General features: G+C 63.8%; 20 protein-coding genes. 9 read left to right on the top strand and 11 right to left on the bottom strand.

Annotated features, from left to right (window positions below):
- Both AC0V2Y_RS03360 and AC0V2Y_RS03355 read right to left on the bottom strand, forming a co-directional pair.
- Entirely contained in the window at positions 1-348 is a 348-nt protein-coding gene (locus tag AC0V2Y_RS03360) for a helix-turn-helix domain-containing transcriptional regulator (protein WP_475416884.1), read from the bottom strand.
- Positions 305-670 (bottom strand): type II toxin-antitoxin system RelE/ParE family toxin, encoded by a 366-nt coding sequence (locus AC0V2Y_RS03355; protein ID WP_475416885.1) that lies wholly within the window; start codon positions 668-670, stop codon positions 305-307. The genes AC0V2Y_RS03360 and AC0V2Y_RS03355 overlap by 44 nt, the downstream gene beginning before the upstream one ends.
- 237 nt (positions 671-907) lie before the next feature.
- On the opposite strand from AC0V2Y_RS03355, the gene AC0V2Y_RS03350 reads away from it, so the two are divergent.
- Positions 908-2,125 (top strand): hypothetical protein, encoded by a 1,218-nt coding sequence (locus AC0V2Y_RS03350; protein WP_475416886.1) that lies wholly within the window; start codon positions 908-910, stop codon positions 2,123-2,125.
- 16 nt (positions 2,126-2,141) lie between these two features.
- Here the strand turns inward: AC0V2Y_RS03350 and AC0V2Y_RS03345 are convergent, their stop codons facing one another.
- From AC0V2Y_RS03345 to AC0V2Y_RS03335, 3 genes are read right to left on the bottom strand one after another with little or no spacing between them, the layout of a single operon-like run.
- Entirely contained in the window at positions 2,142-3,605 is a 1,464-nt protein-coding gene (locus AC0V2Y_RS03345) for an ATP-binding protein (RefSeq protein ID WP_475416887.1), read from the bottom strand.
- Positions 3,598-4,311, bottom strand: coding sequence for a response regulator (locus AC0V2Y_RS03340; protein WP_475416888.1), 714 nt, complete (start codon positions 4,309-4,311; stop codon positions 3,598-3,600). The genes AC0V2Y_RS03345 and AC0V2Y_RS03340 overlap by 8 nt, the downstream gene beginning before the upstream one ends.
- Positions 4,286-5,614 carry an ABC transporter substrate-binding protein gene (locus tag AC0V2Y_RS03335; RefSeq protein WP_475416889.1) on the bottom strand — a complete coding sequence of 443 codons (1,329 nt, stop codon included), beginning with the start codon at positions 5,612-5,614 and terminating at the stop codon, positions 4,286-4,288. Before AC0V2Y_RS03335 ends, AC0V2Y_RS03340 begins: the two co-directional genes overlap by 26 nt.
- A 355-nt stretch (positions 5,615-5,969) precedes the next feature.
- Between AC0V2Y_RS03335 and AC0V2Y_RS03330 the strand changes: the two genes are divergently transcribed.
- From AC0V2Y_RS03330 to AC0V2Y_RS03305, 6 genes are all read left to right on the top strand, one after another.
- Positions 5,970-7,235, top strand: a complete 1,266-nt coding sequence (locus tag AC0V2Y_RS03330) for an ABC transporter substrate-binding protein (protein ID WP_475416890.1) — start codon at positions 5,970-5,972, stop codon at positions 7,233-7,235.
- 111 nt (positions 7,236-7,346) lie between these two features.
- On the top strand, positions 7,347-8,261 hold the full coding sequence (locus tag AC0V2Y_RS03325; RefSeq protein ID WP_475416891.1) for a carbohydrate ABC transporter permease: 915 nt from the start codon (positions 7,347-7,349) through the stop codon (positions 8,259-8,261).
- 8 nt (positions 8,262-8,269) lie between these two features.
- Complete coding sequence (locus AC0V2Y_RS03320; RefSeq protein WP_070218105.1) at positions 8,270-9,109, top strand: carbohydrate ABC transporter permease; 840 nt, start codon at positions 8,270-8,272, stop codon at positions 9,107-9,109.
- A gap of 10 nt (positions 9,110-9,119) precedes the next feature.
- A complete protein-coding gene (locus AC0V2Y_RS03315; protein WP_475416892.1) occupies positions 9,120-10,253 on the top strand; it encodes an ABC transporter ATP-binding protein in 1,134 nt (377 codons plus the stop codon).
- Positions 10,254-10,345: 92 nt separating this feature from the next.
- The gene (locus AC0V2Y_RS03310; protein WP_475416893.1) at positions 10,346-11,581 is read left to right on the top strand and encodes a carbohydrate porin; all 1,236 of its coding nucleotides are present in this window, start codon (positions 10,346-10,348) and stop codon (positions 11,579-11,581) included.
- A 98-nt stretch (positions 11,582-11,679) separates the two neighbouring features.
- Positions 11,680-12,702: a ParB/Srx family N-terminal domain-containing protein gene (locus tag AC0V2Y_RS03305; RefSeq protein ID WP_475416894.1), complete on the top strand. Its 1,023-nt coding sequence runs from the start codon at positions 11,680-11,682 to the stop codon at positions 12,700-12,702.
- Between the two features lie 71 nt (positions 12,703-12,773).
- Here the strand turns inward: AC0V2Y_RS03305 and AC0V2Y_RS03300 are convergent, their stop codons facing one another.
- The 5 genes from AC0V2Y_RS03300 to AC0V2Y_RS03280 all read right to left on the bottom strand — a co-directional run bounded on the left by AC0V2Y_RS03300 (position 12,774) and on the right by AC0V2Y_RS03280 (position 18,568).
- Entirely contained in the window at positions 12,774-13,883 is a 1,110-nt protein-coding gene (locus tag AC0V2Y_RS03300; RefSeq protein WP_475416895.1) for an ABC transporter ATP-binding protein, read from the bottom strand.
- Positions 13,884-13,892: 9 nt separating this feature from the next.
- Positions 13,893-14,762, bottom strand: a complete 870-nt coding sequence (locus AC0V2Y_RS03295; RefSeq protein WP_070290751.1) for a carbohydrate ABC transporter permease — start codon at positions 14,760-14,762, stop codon at positions 13,893-13,895.
- A complete protein-coding gene (locus AC0V2Y_RS03290; RefSeq protein WP_034777935.1) occupies positions 14,759-15,643 on the bottom strand; it encodes a carbohydrate ABC transporter permease in 885 nt (294 codons plus the stop codon). The genes AC0V2Y_RS03295 and AC0V2Y_RS03290 overlap by 4 nt, the downstream gene beginning before the upstream one ends.
- Before the next feature lie 115 nt (positions 15,644-15,758).
- Positions 15,759-17,012: an ABC transporter substrate-binding protein gene (locus tag AC0V2Y_RS03285; protein ID WP_475416896.1), complete on the bottom strand. Its 1,254-nt coding sequence runs from the start codon at positions 17,010-17,012 to the stop codon at positions 15,759-15,761.
- A 269-nt stretch (positions 17,013-17,281) separates the two neighbouring features.
- Positions 17,282-18,568, bottom strand: a complete 1,287-nt coding sequence (locus AC0V2Y_RS03280) for a carbohydrate porin (protein WP_475416897.1) — start codon at positions 18,566-18,568, stop codon at positions 17,282-17,284.
- A gap of 345 nt (positions 18,569-18,913) precedes the next feature.
- Between AC0V2Y_RS03280 and AC0V2Y_RS03275 the strand changes: the two genes are divergently transcribed.
- Complete coding sequence (locus tag AC0V2Y_RS03275) at positions 18,914-20,827, top strand: glucokinase (protein ID WP_475416898.1); 1,914 nt, start codon at positions 18,914-18,916, stop codon at positions 20,825-20,827.
- On the top strand, positions 20,811-21,875 hold the full coding sequence (locus AC0V2Y_RS03270; protein ID WP_475416899.1) for a LacI family DNA-binding transcriptional regulator: 1,065 nt from the start codon (positions 20,811-20,813) through the stop codon (positions 21,873-21,875). The genes AC0V2Y_RS03275 and AC0V2Y_RS03270 overlap by 17 nt, the downstream gene beginning before the upstream one ends.
- A 20-nt stretch (positions 21,876-21,895) precedes the next feature.
- Here the strand turns inward: AC0V2Y_RS03270 and AC0V2Y_RS03265 are convergent, their stop codons facing one another.
- On the bottom strand, positions 21,896-22,348 hold the full coding sequence (locus AC0V2Y_RS03265; protein WP_475416900.1) for a hemerythrin domain-containing protein: 453 nt from the start codon (positions 22,346-22,348) through the stop codon (positions 21,896-21,898).
- Positions 22,349-22,390 lie beyond the last annotated feature (42 nt).

The raw sequence follows: 22,390 nt of genomic DNA, 5'->3' as shown, positions 1-22,390 counted from the left end.
TCAGGCGGCCGGCGCGGGAAATGGACGTTCGGGCTGTTTGGGTTCCACGGCCAGCCGCAAGCCCATGGCATCGAGGATGGCCGTCAAGGTGCTCAGCGAGGGATTGCCATCGGGCGACAGGGTGCGGTACAGCTGGGTAGGATTGAGCTTGGCCGCCTGCGCCACAGCGGGCACGCCGCCAAAGGCGCGCGTCAGCTGGCGCAGCACGGCCAGCAGTTCGCCATGGTCGCCATCGACGAGGATATTGTTGATCAATTCGAGGGCGAGTTCGGGATCGTCGCGGTACAGTTCAGCCATCGCCTCGTCATGCGAGCGGTCTCTCGGTGGTTTGCTTAGTTCCTCTTTCATGTCCTCTCTCCTTCCAGTCGTGCCAGCAGGCACAAGCGTATTCGATATCTTTCGGCTGCGTGCGCTTGTCGCCTCCGCACAGCAATAAAATGATCTGCTCCCCGGCAATGGCGTAATAGATACGGTAACCGGCTCCCACATCGATCCGTAACTCCCACACGCCGTCATGGCAGAACTTGTGGTCGCCAAAATTGCCGGGAATCATACGCAGCACGCGCCGGGCTATGGCCACCCTGGCCGTAGTATCGCGCTGGCGTTTCAGCCATTCCGTGTATAAATCCCTGCCCGATGACGTCAGATAGTGCCGGATCTCGACCACCATATTCGTCCATAAACGAAGGAAGATCAAGGAGAAAGTCACGTGGTTGCATAAAAAAGAAGACCACGCCATCTTGCGGCGAAACCGCATGACGCAGGGGCCGAATGCCGGGATCACTGATGTATATCAAGATGCGTTTCCCCAGTTACTGTAGAGAAATGATGTGACGCGTACACGCCTCACGCGCATGCCATTGCGCTATACAATAGGCGCTGCCCAACCGCGAAAAACCCTGCCGCCATGACGAACAACGACAGCAACTCCCCTCCCCTTGCCGACGTGGCCGAACGCTACGTCAAGCTGGTCCTGGCCATGGGCCAGCACGATGCCTCGTACGTGGACGCCTATTACGGCCCGCCCGCCTGGCAACAGGAAGCGGCAGAGCGGCAACAGGGTCTGAGCGATATCCAGGCTGCCGCGCAGGATGCACTGGCCCTGCTGGCTGGTGACGCCTCCTTACGCGCAGTCAACCTGCGCAAGCAATTGCAGGCCGTGCTGGCCAAGGCGGACATGCTGCAGGGATCGCGCCTCGATTTCGATACGGAAAGCGCGCGCCTGTACGACGCCGTCTCGCCCCATCACAGCCGCGCGTACTACCAAGCACTGGTGGCGCAGATCGACGCCCTGCTGCCCGGCGGCGGCACGGTCAGCGCACGCGTGAATGCCTTGCGCGCGCAACTCGTCATTCCCGCCGACAAGCTGCGCGCCGTCATGGAGGCGGCCATCCGCGCGGGCCGCGAGCGCACCTTGCAGTACATCGCCCTGCCCGAAGGCGAAGATTTTATATTGGAATTCGTCACCGACAAGCCCTGGAGCGGCTACAACTGGTACAAGGGCAACTACCAGAGCGTGATCCAGATCAATACGGACTTGCCCGTGTATATCGATCGCGCCGTCGACCTCGGTTGCCACGAAGCGTATCCGGGCCACCACGTCTACAACGTGCTGCTGGAACGCGACCTGGTGCGCGGCAAGGGCTGGATGGAATACTGCATCTATCCCCTGTATTCGCCGCAATCCTTGATCGCCGAAGGCACGGCCAATTACGGCATCGAACTGAGTTTCACGGATGAAGAACGGCTGGACTTCGAACAGCAGGTGCTGTACCCGCTGGCCGGCCTCGAGCCAAAGCTGGCGCCCCGCTACGCGCAACTGAACCAGCTGCTGGCGAAACTCGGCTACGCCGACAACGACATCGCGCGCCAGTACCTCGAAGGCGGCATCACGCGCGAAGAAGCGCTGGAATGGCTGGTCAACGTGCGCCTGTATCCAGCCGAAAAATCCGCGCAGCGCCTGCAGTTCTACGATGCCATGGGCGCGTACGTCATCAATTACAACCTGGGCCAGGACATGGCGAAAGCCTATGTCGAGCGCCAGGGCGCGACGCGTGCCGCCCATTGGGCCGCCTTCCTCGACCTGATGTCCTCGCCCCGCGTGCCCAGCGCGCTGCTGGCCTGACGCTGCCGCCGGCGCCTCACTGGGCCGGCAGGCGGATGGTCGCTTCCAGGCCGCCGTCGCGGTGGTTGGCCAGGGTCAGCTCGCCGCCGTGGGCCTGGACGATGCTGCGCGCAATGCCGAGCCCCAGCCCCATGCCATGCGCATTCTGCTCGCGGCCATGCTCCAGGCGCACATACGGCTGGAACAGGCTGGCGAACGCCTCTTCGGCCACGCCGGGGCCGTCGTCGCGGATGCGGATGACGATATGCCCTCCTTCACGGCACGCCGACAGGTGGGCCGTCTTGCCATAAAACAGGGCATTGTCGAGCAGATTCCCGATGGCGCGCTTCAGGGCCAGGGGCTTGGCCTTCACGCTCAGGCCCGTCTCCGCGTAATGCACCTCGTGGCCAGCCAGCTGGGTCCCGCGCACCATGCGCTGCAGCAAAGGGTCCAGGCGCACCTCGGTGGCGTTTTCATGGATGTCGCTATCCTTCACGCATTGCAGCGCCCCCTTGACCATCATGTCCAGCTCGTCGAGGTCGTCGTGGAATTCATTGCGCTGCACATCGTCGTCGAGCAGTTCCGTGCGCAGTTTCAAACGCGTGATGGGCGTGCGCAAGTCGTGCGAAATCGAGACGAACAGCCGTTCGCGGTCTTCCAGATAGCGCTGGATACGTTCGCGCATGCCGCTGAAAGCGCGCGCCGTCTGCACGAACTCGCGGCTGCCCGTCTGCGGCAGGGGCGGCGGCGTCTCGCCGCGGCCAAACGCTTCGGCCGCATCCGACAGGGCCGCCAGCGGCCGCGTGGTCCAGCGCACGACGAGGATGGACAGCAGCAGCACGGCCGCCAGCGACAATGCCTGCAGCAGCACCCGGTCCAGGGTCCACGGATTACTGCTTTGCAAGAAATACGGGTTGGGCATCAGTGCCGCCAGGTACAGCCAGTTGCCCGGCTCCAGCTCGGCCTGGATCACGAGGACGGGCGCGGGATTCGGTTTCAGCAGCAAGATATGCTGGACCCAGTTTTCCGGCAAGTCGCCGATGTGCGCACCGCTGTCGGCCACCACCAGGTCGCTCGGCCAGGCGAAGCCCACGCGGTAGCCGGCCAGCTGCGGCAAGTCGCTCTTCAGCGCCGCGCCCACCGTGGCCACCACCGTATCGGCCAGCGCGTGCGGTGCGATTTCGCGAATGGCCAGCGGCCCCTGGTTGACGTTGACAAAGAAGCGCGTGCCGCCCATCTCGCGAAATTGCTGAATCAGGATGGGGCGGTAGTTGGCCGGCAGGCTGAGGAAGAAACGGATGGTGCTGGCGGCGCTGCGGGCCAGGTGCTGCGACGCCATGCGCGCCTCCACCGCCGAGTCGCGGCGCAGCTGCGCGGCCCAGATCAGGTTACCCACCAGTTGCGTGGCCAGCACACCGGCCACCATCACGACGGACAGGCGGCCCAGCAGCGATGGCGGCAGCAGGCGCTCGAGCAGACGGCGCGCGCCCCGCTCAGGCATGCGCACTGCTCACGTCGGCCGAAAACACATAACCGGCACCGCGCACCGTCTTGATCAGCACGGGTTGCTTGCCATCATCCTTCAGGCGCAGGCGCAGCCGGCTCACCTGCACGTCGAGCGAGCGGTCGAGCGGCCCCGCGTCGCGCCCCCGCGTCTGTTCGCACAGCACGCTGCGGTCGAGGATATCGCCCGGATGTTCGACAAAGTAGCGCAGCAGCTGGAAATCGAGGCCCGTCAGCTGCAGCGCCTCGCCATCGGCATCCGTCACCGTGCGTTCCAGCGTGTCGAGCGTGAACCCCACGAAGCGGTAAAAGCGGGGCGGCGCGGCCGCGTCGATGCCCGTGCGGCGGTGGATGGCCTTGATGCGCGCCAGCAATTCACGCGGACTGTAGGGCTTGGCGATGTAATCGTCGGCGCCCAGCTCCAGGCCCACCACCCTGTCCGTCTCGTCGGAGCTGGCCGTCAGCATGATGATGGGCACGTTCGAGCGGGCGCGCACCACCTTGCACAGGGCAAAGCCGTCCGTGTCGGGCAGCATCACGTCGAGGATCACCAGCGACAGGCTATCGACGTGGCGATGGAATTCGGCCAGGAAGGTGGCGCCATCGTGCGCCAGTCCCACCTCGTACTGGTTCTTTTCCAGGTAGGCCTTCAGCAGCATGCGGGTCTTTTGATCGTCGTCAACGACCAGGATTTTGCGTGACATGGTCTCGTCCTTTTTTATTCAGCGCCTGCAACATGCTGCCGATGCGGCGCTGGGCGTCGGCCGCGCTGATCGTCTCGTCCAGGAAATAGCGGTGCACCTCGGCGATGATGGCGTCCTTGCTGGTTTCATCGGTGGCCATGCGGTGCACGAGGCTGGGCGCCTGGAAGGCGGCGCCGCGCGCGAACGCCTGCGCCGAGGCGCGCCCACAGCTGTCCAGGCGCGACAGGTCGGCCTGGCGCAAGGCGGGAATCGAGCCCTTTACCTGGCTGTACTCGAGCTGCACGGACGGCGAAGCGACCACCTGCGCCAGCTTTTCCTGCGCGCCCTGGTGCGTGTAGTCCGAAGCGAACATGGCCAGCGTATCGATGCTGTACAGGTGATATTCGCCCGTGTCGGGCGCGGCGGCGCAGCCGAAGACCTCGTCCGTGGCGCGGCCCCAGGCGTTCAGCTCGCCCTTCGCCCAGTCGCCCATGATATACATGGCCGCCTCGCCATCACCGACCTGGCGCGCCATCTCGGGCCAGCCCTGTTCGCGCAGCGGCGCCGCCATCCATTGCTTGAGCGACCTCAAGCGCTGCAAGGCGTGCCGCAGGCGGGGGTCCGCATACGCCTCGGCTTTCTTGTCGACAAACAGGGCCCGGTAGTAGGCAGGCCCCGATTCGGCCAGCACCAGCGTCTCGAACAGGGTGGCCACTTGCCACGCCTCGCTGCTTTGCGCCAGCGGCGTGATGCCGGCCTGGCGCAGCGTGGCGGCCACGCGCTCGAAGTCGCTCCAGCTGCGCGGCACGGCCAGGCCCAGGCGCTGGAAAATCTTGCGGTTGTAAAACAGCGTATTGATGCGGTGGATGCCGGCCGGCACGCCCATCGTATGGCCGCGGTTCTGCAGCAGGCCCCACACGGTCGGATACATGGTTGCGCGCCAGTTGTTGCTGGCGGCAACGCTGTCGAGCTGCAGCAGCAGGCCCAGGTCGCTCCACTCACCCAGGGTATAGCCGATCAGCTGCATGACTTCCGGCGAATTGCCGGCCAGCACGCGGCTCTTCAGCACCTTGCCCGCGCCGACGCCGGCGCCGCCCGCGATGCCCGCGTCGCGCCACTCGACGCCTTCCTGCGCCAGGCGCGCCACCAGCACGTCGGCCGCGCGGCGCTCGCCGGTCGAGGTCCACCAGTGCAGCACTTGCAGCGGCTCGGCCCGCACTGGCACGCCGGTCCACATCAGTGATAGCAGTGCCAGTGCCGCCACGCCGCGACGGCGGGCGGCCCCGGCATGGCGGTCGGCGGTGCTGCGCGGTGGCGTCTTCAATGCTGTCCCCTTGTTCTTGTCGCGACAAACTATAGCCCAACTACAAAACAGCAGGTTGGTAATTTAGTCACCTGATTTGTAAAGAAACGTGAGCTTTTGTTGCCCGATCTTGCGCGGCGGCTAAACCACCGCTGCCGCCTGACGCCCCGCGCGGCGCGCCATGGCAGCGGATGACGGTAAGGAAAGGTAAGCAAGCGCACCTGCGCATTTCAATATTATCCTTTGAAATCAACAAGATAAGGGGCGATCGCCAGCGCAATGCCGGGAGCTGGCGTCACATTTTCCCCGATGCTACTGTCCGCCAACTGCAGCGTAACAGGCAGTCAAACAAGACCAACACCAACAAGGAGACATCATGCGATTGCATGCACAAGGCGGCGTGGCCGCGCGCAACACATTGCTGGCACTGCTGCTGGCCAGCGGCACGGCACAGGCGGGCACGCTGACCATCGAAAGCTGGCGCGTGGACGACAAGACCCTGTGGGAAACGGTGCTCATCCCCGCCTTCCAGAAAAAACATCCGGGCATCGAGATCAAGTTCTCGCCCACCGCCCCCACCGAATACGATTCCACCCTGAACGCGCGCCTGAGCGGCGGCACGGCCGGCGACTTGCTCGCTTGCCGCCCGTTCGACGTCTCGCTGGCCCTGTACAAGCGGGGCCAGCTGGAAAAGCTCGACGGCAAGGCCGGCATGGACAACTTCCCCGCCTCGGCCAAGGTGGCGTGGCAGACGGACGATGGCAAGGACACCTTCTGCATGCCGATCGCCTCCGTCATGCATGGTTTTCTGTACAACAAGAAAATCTTCCGCGAACTGAAACTGCAGCCGCCGGCCACGGAAGAGGAATTCTTCAAGGTACTGGAAACGGTCAGGAAGAGCGGCAAATATGCGCCGCTGGCGCTGGGCACGGCCGACCAGTGGGAAGCCAACCAGGTGGTCTTCACCAGCATCGGCGCCAATTACTGGAAGGGTGAAGAGGGCCGCAAGGCGCTGATCGCGGGCAAGGCCAAATTTACCGACCCGCAATTCGTCGCCGCCTGGGAATATGAGGCCCGGCTGGGCAGCTATCTGTCCAAGGGCGCCAGCGCGCAAACCTATGGCGACAGCCAGAACCAGTTCGCGCTGGGCAAGGCCGCCATCTACCCGTCCGGCTCCTGGGACATCGCCTACTTCAAGCAGGACCCTGAGCTGGAGCTGGGCGCCTTCAACCCGCCCGTGCGCAAGGCGGGCGACAAGTGCTATATCTCCGACCACACGGACATCGGCATGAGCGTCAACAAGAAGTCGAAGAACAAGGAAGACGCCTACAAATTCCTCGCCTGGCTCGGTTCGCAGGAATTCGCCGACATCTACACCAACAAGGTGACGGGCTTCTTCTCGCTGTCGAACCATTTGATTTCCATCAAGGATCCGCTGGCCAAGCAGATGAACGGCTGGCGCGCCAGTTGCGCCTCGACCATTCGTCTGAACGCGCAAATCCTCAACCGTGGCGAACCGAGCATGGAAAACGAACTGTGGAACGTCAACGCCCAGGTGTTGAACGGCAAGCTGGCACCGAAAGACGCGGCGCGCCAGATCCAGTCCGGCTTTGCCAAGTGGTACAAGCCGCAGCAGCAATAAATCCCCCCATCCTCCCCGCGCAACCGGCCTGAGCAATGCGATGCGGCAGCCGGTGGCACGGTTTTGCCGGCGGCCCCGCCGCCGGTGCTTTTCTTCGTCTGGAGTTTCGCCGTGAAAAAAGCTTTCCCATGGCACGTGCTCGTGTTCCTGGCCCCGGCGCTGGTCATCTACTCGCTGTTCAGCGCCTTGCCGCTGGCCGATACCCTGCGCCTGGGCCTGTACACGACCGATGAGGGCGGCCAGCACCATTTTGCCGGCCTGGCCAACTACGCCACCATCCTGTTCGACCCGCAGTGGTCGCAAAGTTTCTGGAATGCGATGTGGAACAACTGCAAGTTTTTTCTCATCCACATGCTGCTGCAAAATCCCATCGGCCTGCTGCTGGCCACCCTCTTCAGCCTCAAGGGCTTGAAGGGCGAGCGCAGCTACCGCACCCTGATCTTCCTGCCCACATTATTGTCCGTGGTGATCATCGGCTTCATCTGGCAGCTGATCCTGTCGCCGCTGTGGGGCGTGGGCCAGTCGCTGATGGATGGCGTGGGCATCGGCAGCTACTTCGCGCCATGGCTGGGCCAGGAATCGACGGCCCTGCTGACCATCGCGCTCATTTCTGTTTGGCAATACATCGGCATTCCCATGATGCTGATCTATGCGGCCCTGCTGGCCGTGCCCGAGGAAATCATCGAGGCGGCCCACGCGGAAGGGGCCGGCGCCATGCGCATCTTCTGGCAAATCAAGCTGCCGCTGATCTGGCCCACCCTGGGGCTGGTGACCATCCTGACGTTTGTCGCCAACTTCAATGCCTTCGACCTCGTGTATTCCGTGAAAGGCGCGCTGGCGGGACCGAACTACGCCACCGACATCCTCGGCACCTTCTTCTACCGCACCTTCTTCGGCTACCAGGCCCAGCTGGGCAGTCCCACCATGGGCGCGGCCGTGGCCACCATGATGTTCCTCGTCATCCTCGCGGGCGTGGGCGTGTATTTCTTTTTCGTGCAGCGCAAGCTGACACGCTACGAACTGTAAGGGCCGCCATGCGCAACGTTTCCACCCGCCCCCTGGGCCGCGCCGCCGTGCACGTGATCCTGGCCGGCTACACCCTGATCGCCCTGTTCCCCATCGTCTTGATCCTGATCAACTCGGTCAAGACGCGGGCCGCCATCTTCGACAATCCGCTGGCCCTGCCCACGCCCGCCACCTTTTCCCTCGTGGGCTTTCACAAGGTGCTGGCCAATTCGGACTTCCTGCTGTACTTCGGCAACAGCCTGTTCGTCACCCTGCTGTCGCTGCTGCTGATCGTGCTGTTCGGCGCCATGGCGGCCTGGGCCCTGTCCGAATACACGTTTACGGGCAACCGCCTGCTGACCCTGTACCTGGCGCTGGGCATCATGATCCCCATCCGCCTGGGCACGGTCTCCATCCTGGAACTGGTGGTGCGGCTCGACCTGATCAATACCCTGACGGCGCTGGTGCTCGTGTACACGGCGCAGGGCTTGCCGCTGGCCGTGATGATCCTGTCCGAATTCGTGCGCCAGGTGCCGCGCGAACTGAAGGATGCGGCGCGCTGCGACGGCGTGGGCGAATTCGCCATCTTCTTCCAGGTGATCCTGCCCCTGATCCGCCCCGCCATCGCCACGGTAGCCGTGTTCACCATGATTCCCGCCTGGAACGACCTGTGGTTCCCGCTGATCCTGGCGCCATCGGACCGCACCAAGACCGTCACCCTGGGCGTGCAGCAATTCATCGGGCAATACGTGACCGACTGGAACTCCGTGCTGGCGGCGCTGTCGCTGGCCGTCATTCCCGTGCTCGTCATGTACGTCATTTTCTCTCGTCAACTGATCCGCGGCCTGACGTCCGGCGCGGTCAAATAATAGGTGCACCATGGCCCATGTAAGCCTGCAACAACTGACCAAATCCTACGATGGCCGCCACAATGTGCTGGCCGGCATCGACCTCGACATCCGCGACGGCGAATTCGTCGTGCTGGTGGGCCCTTCCGGCTGCGGCAAGTCGACCTTGCTGCGCATGCTGTGCGGCCTGGAAAGCATTTCGCACGGCACCCTCTCCATCGGCGGCAAGGTCGTCAACGACCTGCCGCCCGCCGAGCGGGGCATCGCCATGGTCTTCCAGAGCTATGCGCTGTATCCGCACATGAGCGTGTTCCGCAACATGGCCTTCGGCCTGAAGATCGCCGGCGCCGGCAAGGACGACATCGCCCGGCGCGTGCGCCACGCGGCCGCCATCCTGAAGATCGACCACCTGCTCGAGCGCCTGCCGCGCGAACTGTCGGGCGGCCAGCGCCAGCGCGTGGCCATCGGTCGCGCCATCGTGCGCGAGCCGCAGCTGTTCCTGTTCGACGAGCCGCTGTCAAACCTCGACGCGGCCCTGCGCGTGCAGACGCGGCTGGAAATCGCCAAGCTGCACCGCCAGCTGAACGCCACCATCGTGTATGTGACGCACGACCAGGTCGAGGCGATGACCCTGGGCGACAAGATCGTCGTCATGCATGGCGGCCATATCCAGCAGGCGGGCACGCCGCTCGAGCTGTACCAGCAGCCGGCCAACCGCTTCGTGGCCGGCTTCATCGGCGCGCCCATGATGAATTTCTTCGAAGGACAAGTCATCGCCGCGCAGGACGATGGCGTGCGTGTGGCCCTGGCCAGCGGCCAGGAAATCACGGCCCTCGTCGATCCGGCCGGCCTGCATGCGGGCGATGCCGTCACGGTGGGCCTGCGCGCCGAACACATCCTGGAAAACGGCGATGGCGGCGCCCGCTTCCAGGGCGTCGTCAGCCTGGTGGAACACCTGGGCGAAGCCAACTTCATCTACCTGGCGCTGGACAACGGCCAGGAACTGGTGATACGCGGCGACGGCAACAACCGCGTGCCGCTGGGCCAGCCGTTCACGGTCTCGGCCGCCAGCAGCGCCTTCCACCTGTTCGACGCGCAAGGCGTGGCGCGCACGCGGCGCCAGCCCGGCAACCTGATTTCATCGAAACAGATATTGGCCGCCTGAGCCTTCCGCCCAGGCAGCCCCCCGATTGGATCGGCAGCGATCCGGTATACGACGTGCCCAAGCACGCATTTTAATAACGACAAGGAGATTTCATGCAACACCCGATCAAGACCTCGCTGGCCCTCGCCTGCACCATGCTGCTGGCCTGCGGCGCCGCCCACGCCAGCGATGCCGAAGGCGAATACCACGGCTACTTCCGCGCCGGCCTCGGTTCGAGCACGGACAGCCGCGGCCCGCAAAGCTGCTACGGCCTGGGCGGCAACACCATGCGCTACCGGCTCGGCAACGAATGCGACACCTATGGCGAATTCGAATACCAGAAAGAAATGGCCAGGTCGCCCAACGGCGTCAGCTTCGTCGGCCACGTCATGGTGGCAGCCTACACGCCCAGCTCCGCCGTCAGCGATGCGGACCTGAGCATGTCGAAGATGTACGTGGAAGCGAAAAACATACCCACGCTCAACGGCGGCACGGCCTGGATCGGCAAGCGCTACTACATGCGTCCCGACATCCACATGCTCGACTTGCAATATATCAATATGAACGGCACTGGCGGCGGCATCGACCAGTACAAGCTGGGACCGGGCCGCATCAGCTATGGTTTCTTCAAGGATAACGACAAGCCCGGCAACTCGGCCATCCGGCAAAATCTCGTCTACCAGGGCATTCCCGTCAATCAGGATGGCACGCTGGAAGTGCTGACCACCCTCATCACGCCCGACAAGAAGGACAGCACCTCGCACGGCGGCTGGCAGGCGACCGTGCTGCACAAGCAGGATAAAGTGTGGGGCGGCGCCAACACCTTCGGCATCCAGTACGGCGTGGGGCCGGGCACGGGCGCCGGCGGCCAGTGCTGCGACCGCATGGGCACCACGGGTTCGATCCGCAACGGCAGCGACGTCACGCGCCTGCGCATCTTCAATTCGCTGTGGATACAGCCGACGCCCGAATGGAGCGCGGAAATGGTGGCCATCGTCCAGCGCGACAAGTCCAACGTCTCGGGCGGCAGCTCGACCTGGACCACCCTGGGCGTGCGCCCCGTGTATGCCGTCAACGACAACTTCAAGCTGCAGTTCGAGCTGGGCACGGACCGCGTGACCTCGCCCACGGGCGGCGCCGCGCAGCGCCTGACCAAGCTGACCTTCGCGCCCACCCTGACGGCGGGCAAGGGTTACTGGTCGCGTCCCGAGTTGCGCGCCTTCGTCACCTACGGCAAATGGAACGACGCCGCCACGGCCGCCGTCAACAAGGCCAATGAATCGGGGCCCGTGTACGGCAACGCCACCAGCGGCACCTCGTTCGGCCTGCAAGTGGAGACGTGGTTTTAGAAGCTGTCTTGATCTGGCGCAGTGCATGCGCCTATCGGACTGCGCGAAATCGCGTGCCGCGCTATGCTGCACGCCATACCGCTCACTTCGGAGGTCGCATGCACGCCGCATTTCCCCAGGCCGCCGCCGCGCTGGCCCTGTCTTTCGCCAGCATGGCCTGGGCCCGCGATGCCGCCGTCGCGCCCGCCCTCAGCGCGCGCCAGCAGGCGCTGATGTCCACCGTGGTGGGCAGCGCCGCCCATCCGCGCATCCTGCAGGTGCGCCTCGATGAATTGCATCCGACCCAGCCGGCCATCGGCTACGACCAGGTGTATTACAAGCTGGGACGCTATGCGGCCGAAGAAAAACATATCGCCGACATCGCCAAGCCCAGGAAATTTGCCGACCTGTGCGAAGCCAATGGCCAGGGCGACGTCTTGCCCGGCACGGCCAACGTGGCCGGCGCCACTCTGGCCGCGCCACCGGCCGGCTACCGCTGCAAGGCGGCCGTCGGCAGCCGTCCGGACGACATGAAGACCGTCGTCATCGGTCCGCGCGGCATCGTGTACCTGACCGATGGCCACCACACGTTTTCCGCCTTCCGGGAAGCCGATGGCGGGCGCAATCATCAAATGCAGGTCTGGGTCAAGGTCAGCGACAATTTCAGCGCGCTGGGCGAAGCGGCCTTCTGGACCCGCATGCGCGCAGAAAACAAGGTCTGGCTGAAGAACGGCAAGAACCAGGCCATCACGCCGCAGCAGCTGCCATCCGCCATCGGCTTGCGCACGCTCGGCGACGATCCCTACCGCTCGCTCGTCTACTTTACGCGCGGGATCGGCTACGAGCCGCCCAGCAAGGCCACGGAATTTCTCGAGTTTTACTGGGCCGACTGGCTGCGCGGCATGCCGGCGCTGGACCTGGCGCGTGTCGACCTGCGCGACCCTGTCGCGTATGCCAATGCCATCCTGCTGGCCGCGCAGGCGATGGTGGCGCTGCGGCCCGGCGACAGCGTCAGCGGCGGCAAGAGCGCGCGCGAACTGGGCGCCCTGCGGGAAGTGAACCGGGAAGCGTTCGATGAACTGATCGACGACAAGGGCAAGCTGCGCCACGCCATCGCGTATAAGAAATCGCTGGCGCAATAAGCGCGGCGGCGTAAACGACAACGGCCCGCCTGTCATGCGACAAGCGGGCCGTTTTTATTGGCAGGTGGCGCTTACGCGATACGCTCGCCGTTGGCCGGATCGAACAGGGCCGCCTTCGACAAGTTGAACGACAGCTGCATGGTCTGCCCCGGCAGCACCGCTTCGCGCGGGTGCGTGCGGCAGGTCACGGCGGCGCCGTTCAGGCGCGTCGTCAGCAAGGTGTCGGGGCCGGTCGGCTCGACCAGGTCGATCAGGCAACCGAGTTCCTGACCCACATCGCCGTGCGCGCTGCTCATGTCCGTGATCTGCTCCGGACGCACGCCCAGGATCACGTCGCGGCCCGCATAGCCGCGCAGCTTGTCGGCCGCGAACGGCAGGGCCAGGCGCAGGCTCTTGCCCGCGTTGTCGATGGCGACAAACACCTCGTCACCCTCGATGACAGGCTTGACGGTGATGAAGTTCATCGATGGCGAGCCGATGAAGCCGGCCACGAACAGATTCGCCGGATTGTCGTAGATTTCCTGCGGCGTGCCCAGTTGCTGCACCACCCCATCCTTCATGACGGCGATCAGGTCGCCCATGGTCATCGCCTCGATCTGGTCATGCGTGACGTAGACGATGGTGGCCTTCAGGCGCTGGTGCAGCAGCTTGATCTCGGCGCGCATTTCCACGCGCAGCTTGGCGTCCAGGTTCGACAGCGGTTCGTCGAACAGGAACAGCGAGGGCTTGCGCGAGATGGCGCGGCCCATGGCGACCCTCTGGCGCTGGCCGCCCGACAGCTGCGCCGGACGGCGGTCCAGCAAGTGCGTGATCTGCAGCGTTTCGGCGACGCGGGCGACGATTTCTTCCTGCTCCGCCTTCGGCACCTTTTTCACGTTCAAGCCGAACGCGATGTTTTCGCGCACCGTCATCGACGGGTACAGCGCATACGACTGGAACACCATGGCGATGTCGCGGTCCTTCGGCGGCAGGTCGTTGACCACCTTGCCGTCGATGAGGATTTCGCCCGAGGTGACGCTTTCCAGGCCGGCCACCATATTGAGCAAGGTCGATTTGCCGGAGCCGGAGCCGCCGACGAGGATCAGGAACTGGCCATCCTTGATCTCGATGTCGATGCCTTTCAGGACTTCGACGCCATTCGTGTACACCTTGCGGATGCTGCGTATCGATAAACTGGACATATTCTTTCCTTAACCTTTGACTGCGCCTGCGGTCAGGCCGCGCACAAAATAACGGCCTGCGACCAGATAGACCAGCAGGGTCGGCAGCGCGGCAATCACCGCGGCGGCCATGTTGACGTTGTATTCCTTCACGCCCGTGGACGTGTTGACCAGGTTGTTCAAGCCCACCGTGATCGGCTGCGAATCGCCGCTGGCGAAGACGATGCCGAACAGGAAGTCGTTCCAGATCTGCGTGAATTGCCAGATGATGCAGACGACGAAAATCGGACCCGAAATCGGCAGCACGATCTTGCGGAAGATCAGGAAGAAGCCGGCGCCGTCGATGCGCGCTGCCTTGATCAGCTCTTCCGGCACGCCGATATAGTAATTGCGGAAGAACAAGGTCGTGAAGGCCGTGCCGTACACCACGTGCACGAAAACCAGGCCGGTGGTGGTATTGGCCAGGCCGAATTCACCGAGCAAACGCGCCATCGGCAGGATCACCACCTGGAATGGAATGAAGCAGCCCACCAGCAAGGCGGCGAACAGGATTTCCGAACCGCGGAAGCGCCAGTGCGCGAACACATAGCCGTTGAAGGCGCCCAGGAAGGTCGAGATCAGCACGGCGGGAATCACCATCTTGATCGAGTTCCAGAAGAACGGCTGCATGCCGTCGCAGGTGACGCCCGTGCAGGCCGAAGACCAGGCCTTGGCCCAAGAATCGAACTGCCACACGTGCGGCAGTGCCAGCAGGTTGCCGCTGCGGATCTCGTCGAGCGACTTGAACGACGTCGACAAGGTCACGTACAGGGGCACGATGTAGTACACCGCGAACAGAATCAGCAGCAGGTATACCACCACCCGTCCAAGGGTGAGGCGATTATTGCGGGTAGGTGTCATCTCATCGCCTTTGCGCTGCGCGTTTCCAGGTACATCAGCGGCACGAGCACGGCCACGATAGTGGCCAGCATCATCATTGCCGATGCCGAGCCCAGGCCCAGCTGGCCGCGGGTGAAGGAAAACTGGTACATGAAGATGGCCGGCACGGACGACGAATTGCCAGGTCCGCCAGCCGTCAATGCGATGACCAGGTCGAAGCTCTTGATGGCGATATGCGCGAGGATCAGCAGCACGCTGAAGAACACGGGACGCATGGCGGGAATCACGATGCGCCAGTAGATCGTCGGCAGCGATGCGCCGTCGACTTGCGCCGCCTTGATGATTTCATCGTCGATGCCGCGCAGGCCGGCCAGGAACAGGGCCATGACAAAGCCCGACGACTGCCATACGCCGGCGATCACCACCGTGTAGATGGCCATGTCGGAGTTCACCAGCCAGTCGAAGGTAAACGAGGTCCAGCCCCAGTCGTGCATGACCTTTTCCAGGCCCAGGCTGGGATTGAGCATCCATTTCCAGGCCGTGCCGGTGACGATGAAGGACAGCGCCATCGGATACAGGTAGATGGCGCGCAGCGCGCCTTCGGCGCGGATTTTCTGGTCCAGCAGGATGGCCAGGAACAGGCCGATGGCGATGCTGCAACCGATGAACAGGACACCGAAGATGCCGAGGTTCTTGAGCGAGGTCCACCAGCGCTCGTTGTCGAACAGCTCGTAATATTGCACCAGGCCGGCGAACTCGTAGTTCGGCATCAGCCGCGATTCGGTCAGCGACAGCCAACCGGTCAAAAAGATAAAACCATAGACGAATACCAGGCTGGCGATGAGCGTGGGGCCCAGCACCATCTGCGGTATCCATCGGTCGAATTGCTTGCGTATGGACATAGGACAGCCGTAGAAGTAAAAACTGCGTGTGGCGCCGGCCCGGCCGAAGCCAGCGCGGACGCCTGCGATGCATGCGATGCAGCGGGCGCCGGCGGGAGTGCCGGCGCCGTCGTGATTACTTCACTTTTGCCGCTTTGGCCAGGGCGGCAACCGCGTCTTTGGAGCTCATGTTGGTGTTCATGAACTTGGCGATGACGTCGGTCACGGCGCCTTGCGTGGCCGATGCCAGCGCCATGCCGTGGGCGAACGATGGCACCAGGCCGCCGGACTTGTTGGTGGCGTCCATGTCTTCCATCGATTTCAGGGCGCAAGCGTCAAACTTGTCCTTCGATACGCCGGAACGCACGGGGATGGAACCCTTGTTCAGGTTGAAGATCGACTGGAACTTCGGATTCATGATGGCGTTGGCCAGGGCGATCTGCCCTTTCTTCGCATTCGCATCCTTTTGCGTGAACATGGCAAACGAATCGATGTTGAAGGTGTAGGCCTTGTCCGTGCCAGGAGCGGCCACGCACAGGTAGTCCTTGCCCGGCACCTTGCCGGCGGCCGTGAACTCGCCCTTGGCCCAGTCGCCCATGAACTGGAAGCCGGCCTTGTTGTTGATGACCATGGCGGTGGCCAGGTTCCAGTCGCGGCCGGCCGCATCCTTGTCGATGTAGGTCTTCACCTTGCCCAGGGTGTCGAACACCTTCAGCATGGTCGGGCCGGTCAATTCCTTCTGGTCCAGCTTGAGGATGGCCTTCTTGTAGAATTCCGTGCCGCCCACGCCCAGCGCGACGGATTCAAACACGGTGGCGTCCTGCCAAGGCTGGCCGCCGTGGGCGATCGCGATGCCGCCCGATTTCTTGATCTTCTCGGCCGCGTCGAAGAACGCATCCCAGGTGGTCGGGGTGGTGGCCACGCCGGCTTTTTTCAGCACTTCCGGATTGACCCACATCCAGTTCACGCGGTGGACGTTGACGGGAGCCGCAACGTAGTGGCCCTTGTATTTCATGATGTCGGCGACGACTTTTGGCAGAACGGCATCCCATTTGCCTGGAATGGCGGCATCATCGATATTGGCCAGCACGCCTTCCGCGCCCCACTCCTGGATCGACGGGCCCTTGATCTGGGCGGCCGTTGGCGGATTGCCGGAAATGACGCGGGTCTTCAGCGCGGTCGCGGCGTTTTCGCCAGCGCCGCCAGCCACGGCGAAGTCTTTCCAGCCGAAGCCGCTTTCCTTCACGATCTGCTGCAACTGGCCCACGGACTTCGCTTCGCCGCCGGAGGTCCAGTAGTGCAACACTTCCACGTCGGTCGCAAACGCGCTGCCGGCAAACGCCAGGGTGGTCAATGCGGCCAGTTGGGTAATCTTGAATTTCAGTTTCATCTCCACATTCCTTTTTTGATCAAGCTTTTAGGGGGCTTCGGCATACGGGGGCCGAAAAAGGTGAAATCTGCGCCTGTACCGGCGCTCTTGTGCTCAGACCCGCTTGCAAACGGGCATCATCTTGGTGTAAAGACGGCGCCGTGATCCATGACATGACCTACCATGCATTTATATCACGGGACGGCGCCAAAAACGCATCCGCGAAGGATGCGCCAGGTTGATCTGCACTTACAAACGTCAACACTGAACAAAACCGTTTGGTTCGGTGTTTAGAACCAGGTTTCGACTTGGAAGCCGTACGAGGTGCCGCTGGTATTGTTGTTGTAGATCGGGCCGCCGTTGTTCGACGCATTGACCGAGGCGGTGGCCGCATCGTTCCATTTGCCGTAGGTCACGAAAGCGCGCAGCTCGGGACGCGACCACAGGCCAGGACCGGCCGAGATCGTCGGGGCGATGGTCAGCTTGGTCAGGCGCTTGGCCGGCAGGCCGCCCGCTTGCGTCACGCGGTCCGTGCCCAGTTCGCCCACCAGCTTGAAGTTGTTGGTGAATGCGTACACGGGACGTACGCCGACCGAGGTCCAGGTCGAGGAACCGGTGGCGTTCGACTCGTCTTTTTGCCACAGGGCGACGAATTCCATGCCGAAGTTGGCCATCGGCTGGATCGCCATGTCATTGAAGATGCGCGTGCGTTTCACGTCCGAACCGAAATTGGTGTCGCCCGAAGCGCCGAACTGCGCGCCCTTGCCCGTGCCAGGGCCGACGCCGTACTGCACGCCGAAGGTATTGCCGCCGCCGAAGACTTTCGCTTGACGGTGGAAGGCCGACAACTGCCAGCCATTGTGCTTCTGGCCGTAAGCGTCGTTGTCCTTGCCTTCGCCGATGATGTAGGTCGCTGCCAGGTCCAGGGTGCCGTTTTCATTGACGGGAATCTCGCCGTAGATGAAGTTCTGGCGCACGGCGGACTTGGTGCTGACGACGCCGGTCGGCGACACGGTGTTGATGTCGTTGTCCTTGAAGAAGGCGTACGAGAATTTGCCGGGGCCGGCAGGAATGCGGTCCAGGCCGGCGCCCGTGCCGTTCATGTTGATGTACTGCAAGTCCAGCATGTGGATGTCAGGACGGTAGTAGAAGCGCTTGCCGATCCAGGCCGTGCCGCCGTTCAGGAAATCGAGTCCCTGCGCTTCGACATAGGCCTTGACGATGCCCAGCTTGTTGTCGCCGAAATCGGAATTAGGCGCGTAGGCGTTGACCCAGATGGTGGCCAGGTAGTTCACGCCGCCGGACTGGGCGACGGACTTGGTGTAGCCGAATTCCGTGTAGGCGTCGCACTCATTGCCCAGACGATATTTCATGGTATTGCCGCCCAGGCCGAAGCAGCCTTGCGAACCGCCGTCGCCCGAGGTATTGCTGCCGGCGCCAGCGCGCAGGTAGCCGTGGAAGCCTTCGGAGTCGGATGGGTACATGGGGTCGGCGGCAGCGGAACCGCTGGCGATAGCCAAGACGATGGCAGCTGGCAGTGTTTTCAGCACAGCCTTCAACATGTTGCGATGCAGCATGGTAAGTCTCCTCAGTAATTTATTTTTTATCTAGTCATTCGTGGCCGAATGTACTGGCCAGAATTCTTTCCAGCAGGGACATAGTAACTATACTACGAACAAATATCAACATATTATGTTGTAATCCTACGACTACTCTGCGACACTTTATTTGCGCCCGCATTTGCCGTCGGAAGGCACTGCTTTTCATGGTGAGGTGTCCGTTTTTGACCCGACACATGAGCATCTGCATGGCTGGGCCGCATTTTTCGGCACGCGGCACGTATACGAATTAAAATCCTTGGTTTTTGCCATAACGACAGTGCGCCGCCAAGACAGCGCACGCAAACGAGACGAGGCACCGCCATGAAAATTGATGAAAAAATGGAAGTAGCAGGCAGCGATCCGGCGGAGCGTTTCAGTGAAGGGCCGCGCCTGCTGGCAGACATCGGCGGCACCAATGCCCGCTTCGTGCTGGAAACGCGCCAGGGCCACCTGGAAGCGGTCGCCGTGCTGCCCTGCGACGACTACGCATCGCTGCTCGACGCCATCACCGCGTATATGGATAGCAGCGAGGCGCGCGCGGCCGGTTCGGCGCGCGTGCGCCATGCGGCCATCGCCATCGCCAATCCCATCGACGACGACAATATCCGCATGATGAACCATCACTGGTTCTTCTCGATCGAGGCCATGCGCGCCGCGCTGGGCCTCGACACCTTGCTGGTGGTGAACGACTTCACGGCGCTGGCCATGGCCCTGCCCTACCTGCGGCCCGACCAGCGCCAGCAGATCGGCGGCGGCATGGCGCGCGCCGACAGCGTCATCGGCCTGCTCGGTTCGGGCACGGGCCTGGGCGTATCGGGCATGATCCCCGCCGAAGACCGCTGGATCGCGCTGGGCAGCGAAGGGGGCCACGTCAGCTTCGCCCCCTGCGACCAGCGCGAGATGGACGTGCTGTCCTTCGCCTGGCGCGAGCTGTCGCACGTCTCGGCCGAACGCCTCGCCTCCGGACGGGGGCTGGAACTGATCTACCGCGCCCTGTCCGACCGGGCTGGCCGGCATGACGTCCCGCCGCTGCTGGCGGCCGACATCACCAGCCGCGCCCTGAACAATGAATGCGACGTGTGCCTGGAAGCGGTGGACTGCTTCTGCGCCATCCTCGGTTCCATCGCCGGCAACGTGGCCATGACCCTGGGCGCGCTGGGCGGCATCTATATAGGCGGCGGCATCGTGCCGCGCCTGGGACCTTTGTTCGAACGGTCGCAGTTCCGCGCCCGCTTCGAGCAAAAGGGCCGCCTGAACGAATACCTGGCGCAGATCCCCACGTTTCTGATCACGGCCGAACTGCCCACTTTCCTGGGCATCGCCGCCATCCTGGCGCAAAAGCTCAAGCGCGCCCATACCGGCGCGCCCGTGCTCGAATCCGTGCGCCAGGCGCGCGGCCGCATGAGTCCATCGGAATGCAAGGTGGCCGACTGGGTGCTGAAGGAGCCGAACGCCATGCTGACCCTGCCGATCGCCGAAATCGCCCAGCGGGTCGGCGTCAGCCAGCCGACCGTGATGCGCTTTTGCCGCTCGATCGGCGTGCAGGGCCTGGCCGATTTCAAGCTGAAGCTGGCCTCCGGCCTGACGGGCGGCGCCATCACGGTGGCCCACTGCCACGTGGAGATTTCCGACTCCGACGCGGAACTGGCGCGCAAGGTGCTGGGCAATAACGCCTCGGCCGCGCTGGCCCTGCGCGACATGCTCGACGTGAAGGCGCTGACGGAGGCCATCGAGCTGCTGCGCAGCGCGCAGCGCGTGGAATTGCTGGCCGTGGGCAGCGCCCGCGTGGTGGCCGACGACATGCAGCACAAGCTGCTCAACCTGGGCATCGTCAGCAGCTTCTTTGCCGACCCGCAGGCGCAGGAAATGAGCGCCGCCATGCTGAAACCGGGCGACGTGGCGCTGGTCATTTCCCGCTCCGGCGCCCTGCCCGACCTGCTGCGCACCGTCAAGGTGGCGCAGGGCTGCGGCGCGCGCGTGCTGGCGATCACGGCCAGCGGTTCGCCGCTGGCCAAGCTGGCCGACGTGCTGCTGACCCTGAACCATCCGGAAGGCAACCTCAATTTCGTGCCCATGATCGTGCGCCTGCTGCAGCTGATGATGCTCGATATCCTGTCGGTGGGACTGGCGCGGCGCGACACGGCGCAGCGCACCAGCGCCGCCGAACTGGAAGAAGGCCAACTGCACGGCATGCGCATCAGCGGCAAGCTGAAATTCGGTGGCCACCTCGAATAAGGCGGCGCCCGCCGCCCCCGCCCCCGACACGGCCAGCGGCGCCACCGTGCACGACGTGGCGCGCCTGGCCGGCGTCTCGGCCATGACGGTGTCGCGCGTGATCAACGGGCGCGCCAGCGTCAGCACGGCCACGCGCGACAAGGTCGAGGCGGCGATCGCCAGCCTGCGCTACCAGCCCAACCTGGCGGCTCGCGCCGCCCGCACGGGCACCCTGCGCATCGGCCTCTTGTACAGCAACCCCAGCGCGGCCTTCCTCAGCGAATTTTTAGTTGGCGCCATGGACCAATGCCGCCAGGGCGGCGGCCAGCTGCTGCTCGAACGCTGCGAAGACCTGGACAGCCAGCGGGCCGGCATCGATTGCCTGGTGGCGGCCGGGGTGGACGGCATCCTGGTGCCGCCGCCCCTGTGCGATTCGCCTGCGGTGCTGGCGCAGCTCAATACCATGGGCATCCCCGCCATCGCCGTGGCCACGGCGCGCCCGTCGCCCGATGTGTCGGCCGTGCGCATCGACGACTACGAAGGCGCGCTGGCCATGACGCGCCATCTGCTCGCGCTGGGCCACCGCGACATCGGCTTCATCGAAGGCGACCCGGAGCACACGCCCGCGCTGCTGCGCCGCCAAGCCTTCGAGGACGCCATGCGGGAAGCGGGCTTGCAGGTGCCGCCGCACAGGGTGGCGCAAGGCTATTTTACGTATCGTTCGGGACTGGACGCGGCGCGCCGGCTGCTGGCGCAAGCACCGCACCCCAGCGCCATCTTCGCCAGCAACGACGACATGGCCGCCGCCACCCTGGCCGTGGCGCACGGCATGGGCTTGCAGGTGCCGGCGCAACTGAGCGTGTGCGGCTTCGATGACACGCCCGTCGCCACCACCGTCTGGCCCGAGCTGAGCACCATCCACCAGCCCATCGCCGACATGGCGCGCGCCGCCGTCAGTCTCGTCATCGACGAGATACGCCAGCGCCGCGCGGGGGAGACGGCGCCCGCCACGCACCACCTGATGGCATTTACCTTGATGGAACGGGCGTCGACGGGACCAGCGCGCTAATCACACGCCGCCAGGCAGGCTCAGGCCTGCATTGCGGGCAGATGCATTCCCGCCTTGCGCGCCGCGATCTGGCCGCCCATGGCCAGCAGGTCGAGTTGCGCCTCGCGCGCACGCGGAAAAATCTCGTCCTCCTCTTCCTGTACGTGCTGCTCGATTTGCCTGGACAAGACCTTGACCTTGGCGTCGTACAAGTCTTCGCCGGGCGCCATGGCGACGATTTGCGCGATCAATTCCTTGGCCGAGGCGTGTTCGACGGTGGCTTCATTGATCAAGTCTTCGTTCGAACGGCTGGCGTCGCGCACGGCAGGGTAGAAGATTTCCTCTTCCGCCATCGTATGCTTGCTCAATTCCTCGCAGATTTTCAGCGCCAGCTTGCGTTTGCTGGCAAGCGACCTGTCGCTGAGCCCCTCATACTGTTCGAACAAGTCCTTCACCGTCTGATGATCTTGCGTCAGCAGTTCGATCGCATCCATGTCTTGCATTCCGACATTTCGCCGGGAAACGGAAGCTGCCTG

It is taken from the genome of Janthinobacterium sp. BHSEK, from assembly GCF_056174685.1.
This window is presented reverse-complemented; position numbering and strand designations above follow the sequence as displayed.

Excerpts from the sequence above, each read along its gene's own strand:
- AC0V2Y_RS03360 (WP_475416884.1), bottom strand. The coding sequence starts at position 348 with ATGAAAGAGGAACTAAGCAAACCACCGAGAGACCGCTCGCATGACGAG.
- AC0V2Y_RS03355 (WP_475416885.1), bottom strand. The coding sequence starts at position 670 with ATGGTGGTCGAGATCCGGCACTATCTGACGTCATCGGGCAGGGATTTA.
- AC0V2Y_RS03350 (WP_475416886.1), top strand. The coding sequence starts at position 908 with ATGACGAACAACGACAGCAACTCCCCTCCCCTTGCCGACGTGGCCGAA.
- AC0V2Y_RS03345 (WP_475416887.1), bottom strand. The coding sequence starts at position 3,605 with ATGCCTGAGCGGGGCGCGCGCCGTCTGCTCGAGCGCCTGCTGCCGCCA.
- AC0V2Y_RS03340 (WP_475416888.1), bottom strand. The coding sequence starts at position 4,311 with ATGTCACGCAAAATCCTGGTCGTTGACGACGATCAAAAGACCCGCATG.
- AC0V2Y_RS03330 (WP_475416890.1), top strand. The coding sequence starts at position 5,970 with ATGCGATTGCATGCACAAGGCGGCGTGGCCGCGCGCAACACATTGCTG.
- AC0V2Y_RS03320 (WP_070218105.1), top strand. The coding sequence starts at position 8,270 with ATGCGCAACGTTTCCACCCGCCCCCTGGGCCGCGCCGCCGTGCACGTG.
- AC0V2Y_RS03315 (WP_475416892.1), top strand. The coding sequence starts at position 9,120 with ATGGCCCATGTAAGCCTGCAACAACTGACCAAATCCTACGATGGCCGC.
- AC0V2Y_RS03310 (WP_475416893.1), top strand. The coding sequence starts at position 10,346 with ATGCAACACCCGATCAAGACCTCGCTGGCCCTCGCCTGCACCATGCTG.
- AC0V2Y_RS03305 (WP_475416894.1), top strand. The coding sequence starts at position 11,680 with ATGCACGCCGCATTTCCCCAGGCCGCCGCCGCGCTGGCCCTGTCTTTC.
- AC0V2Y_RS03300 (WP_475416895.1), bottom strand. The coding sequence starts at position 13,883 with ATGTCCAGTTTATCGATACGCAGCATCCGCAAGGTGTACACGAATGGC.
- AC0V2Y_RS03295 (WP_070290751.1), bottom strand. The coding sequence starts at position 14,762 with ATGACACCTACCCGCAATAATCGCCTCACCCTTGGACGGGTGGTGGTA.
- AC0V2Y_RS03290 (WP_034777935.1), bottom strand. The coding sequence starts at position 15,643 with ATGTCCATACGCAAGCAATTCGACCGATGGATACCGCAGATGGTGCTG.
- AC0V2Y_RS03285 (WP_475416896.1), bottom strand. The coding sequence starts at position 17,012 with ATGAAACTGAAATTCAAGATTACCCAACTGGCCGCATTGACCACCCTG.
- AC0V2Y_RS03280 (WP_475416897.1), bottom strand. The coding sequence starts at position 18,568 with ATGCTGCATCGCAACATGTTGAAGGCTGTGCTGAAAACACTGCCAGCT.
- AC0V2Y_RS03275 (WP_475416898.1), top strand. The coding sequence starts at position 18,914 with ATGAAAATTGATGAAAAAATGGAAGTAGCAGGCAGCGATCCGGCGGAG.
- AC0V2Y_RS03265 (WP_475416900.1), bottom strand. The coding sequence starts at position 22,348 with ATGGATGCGATCGAACTGCTGACGCAAGATCATCAGACGGTGAAGGAC.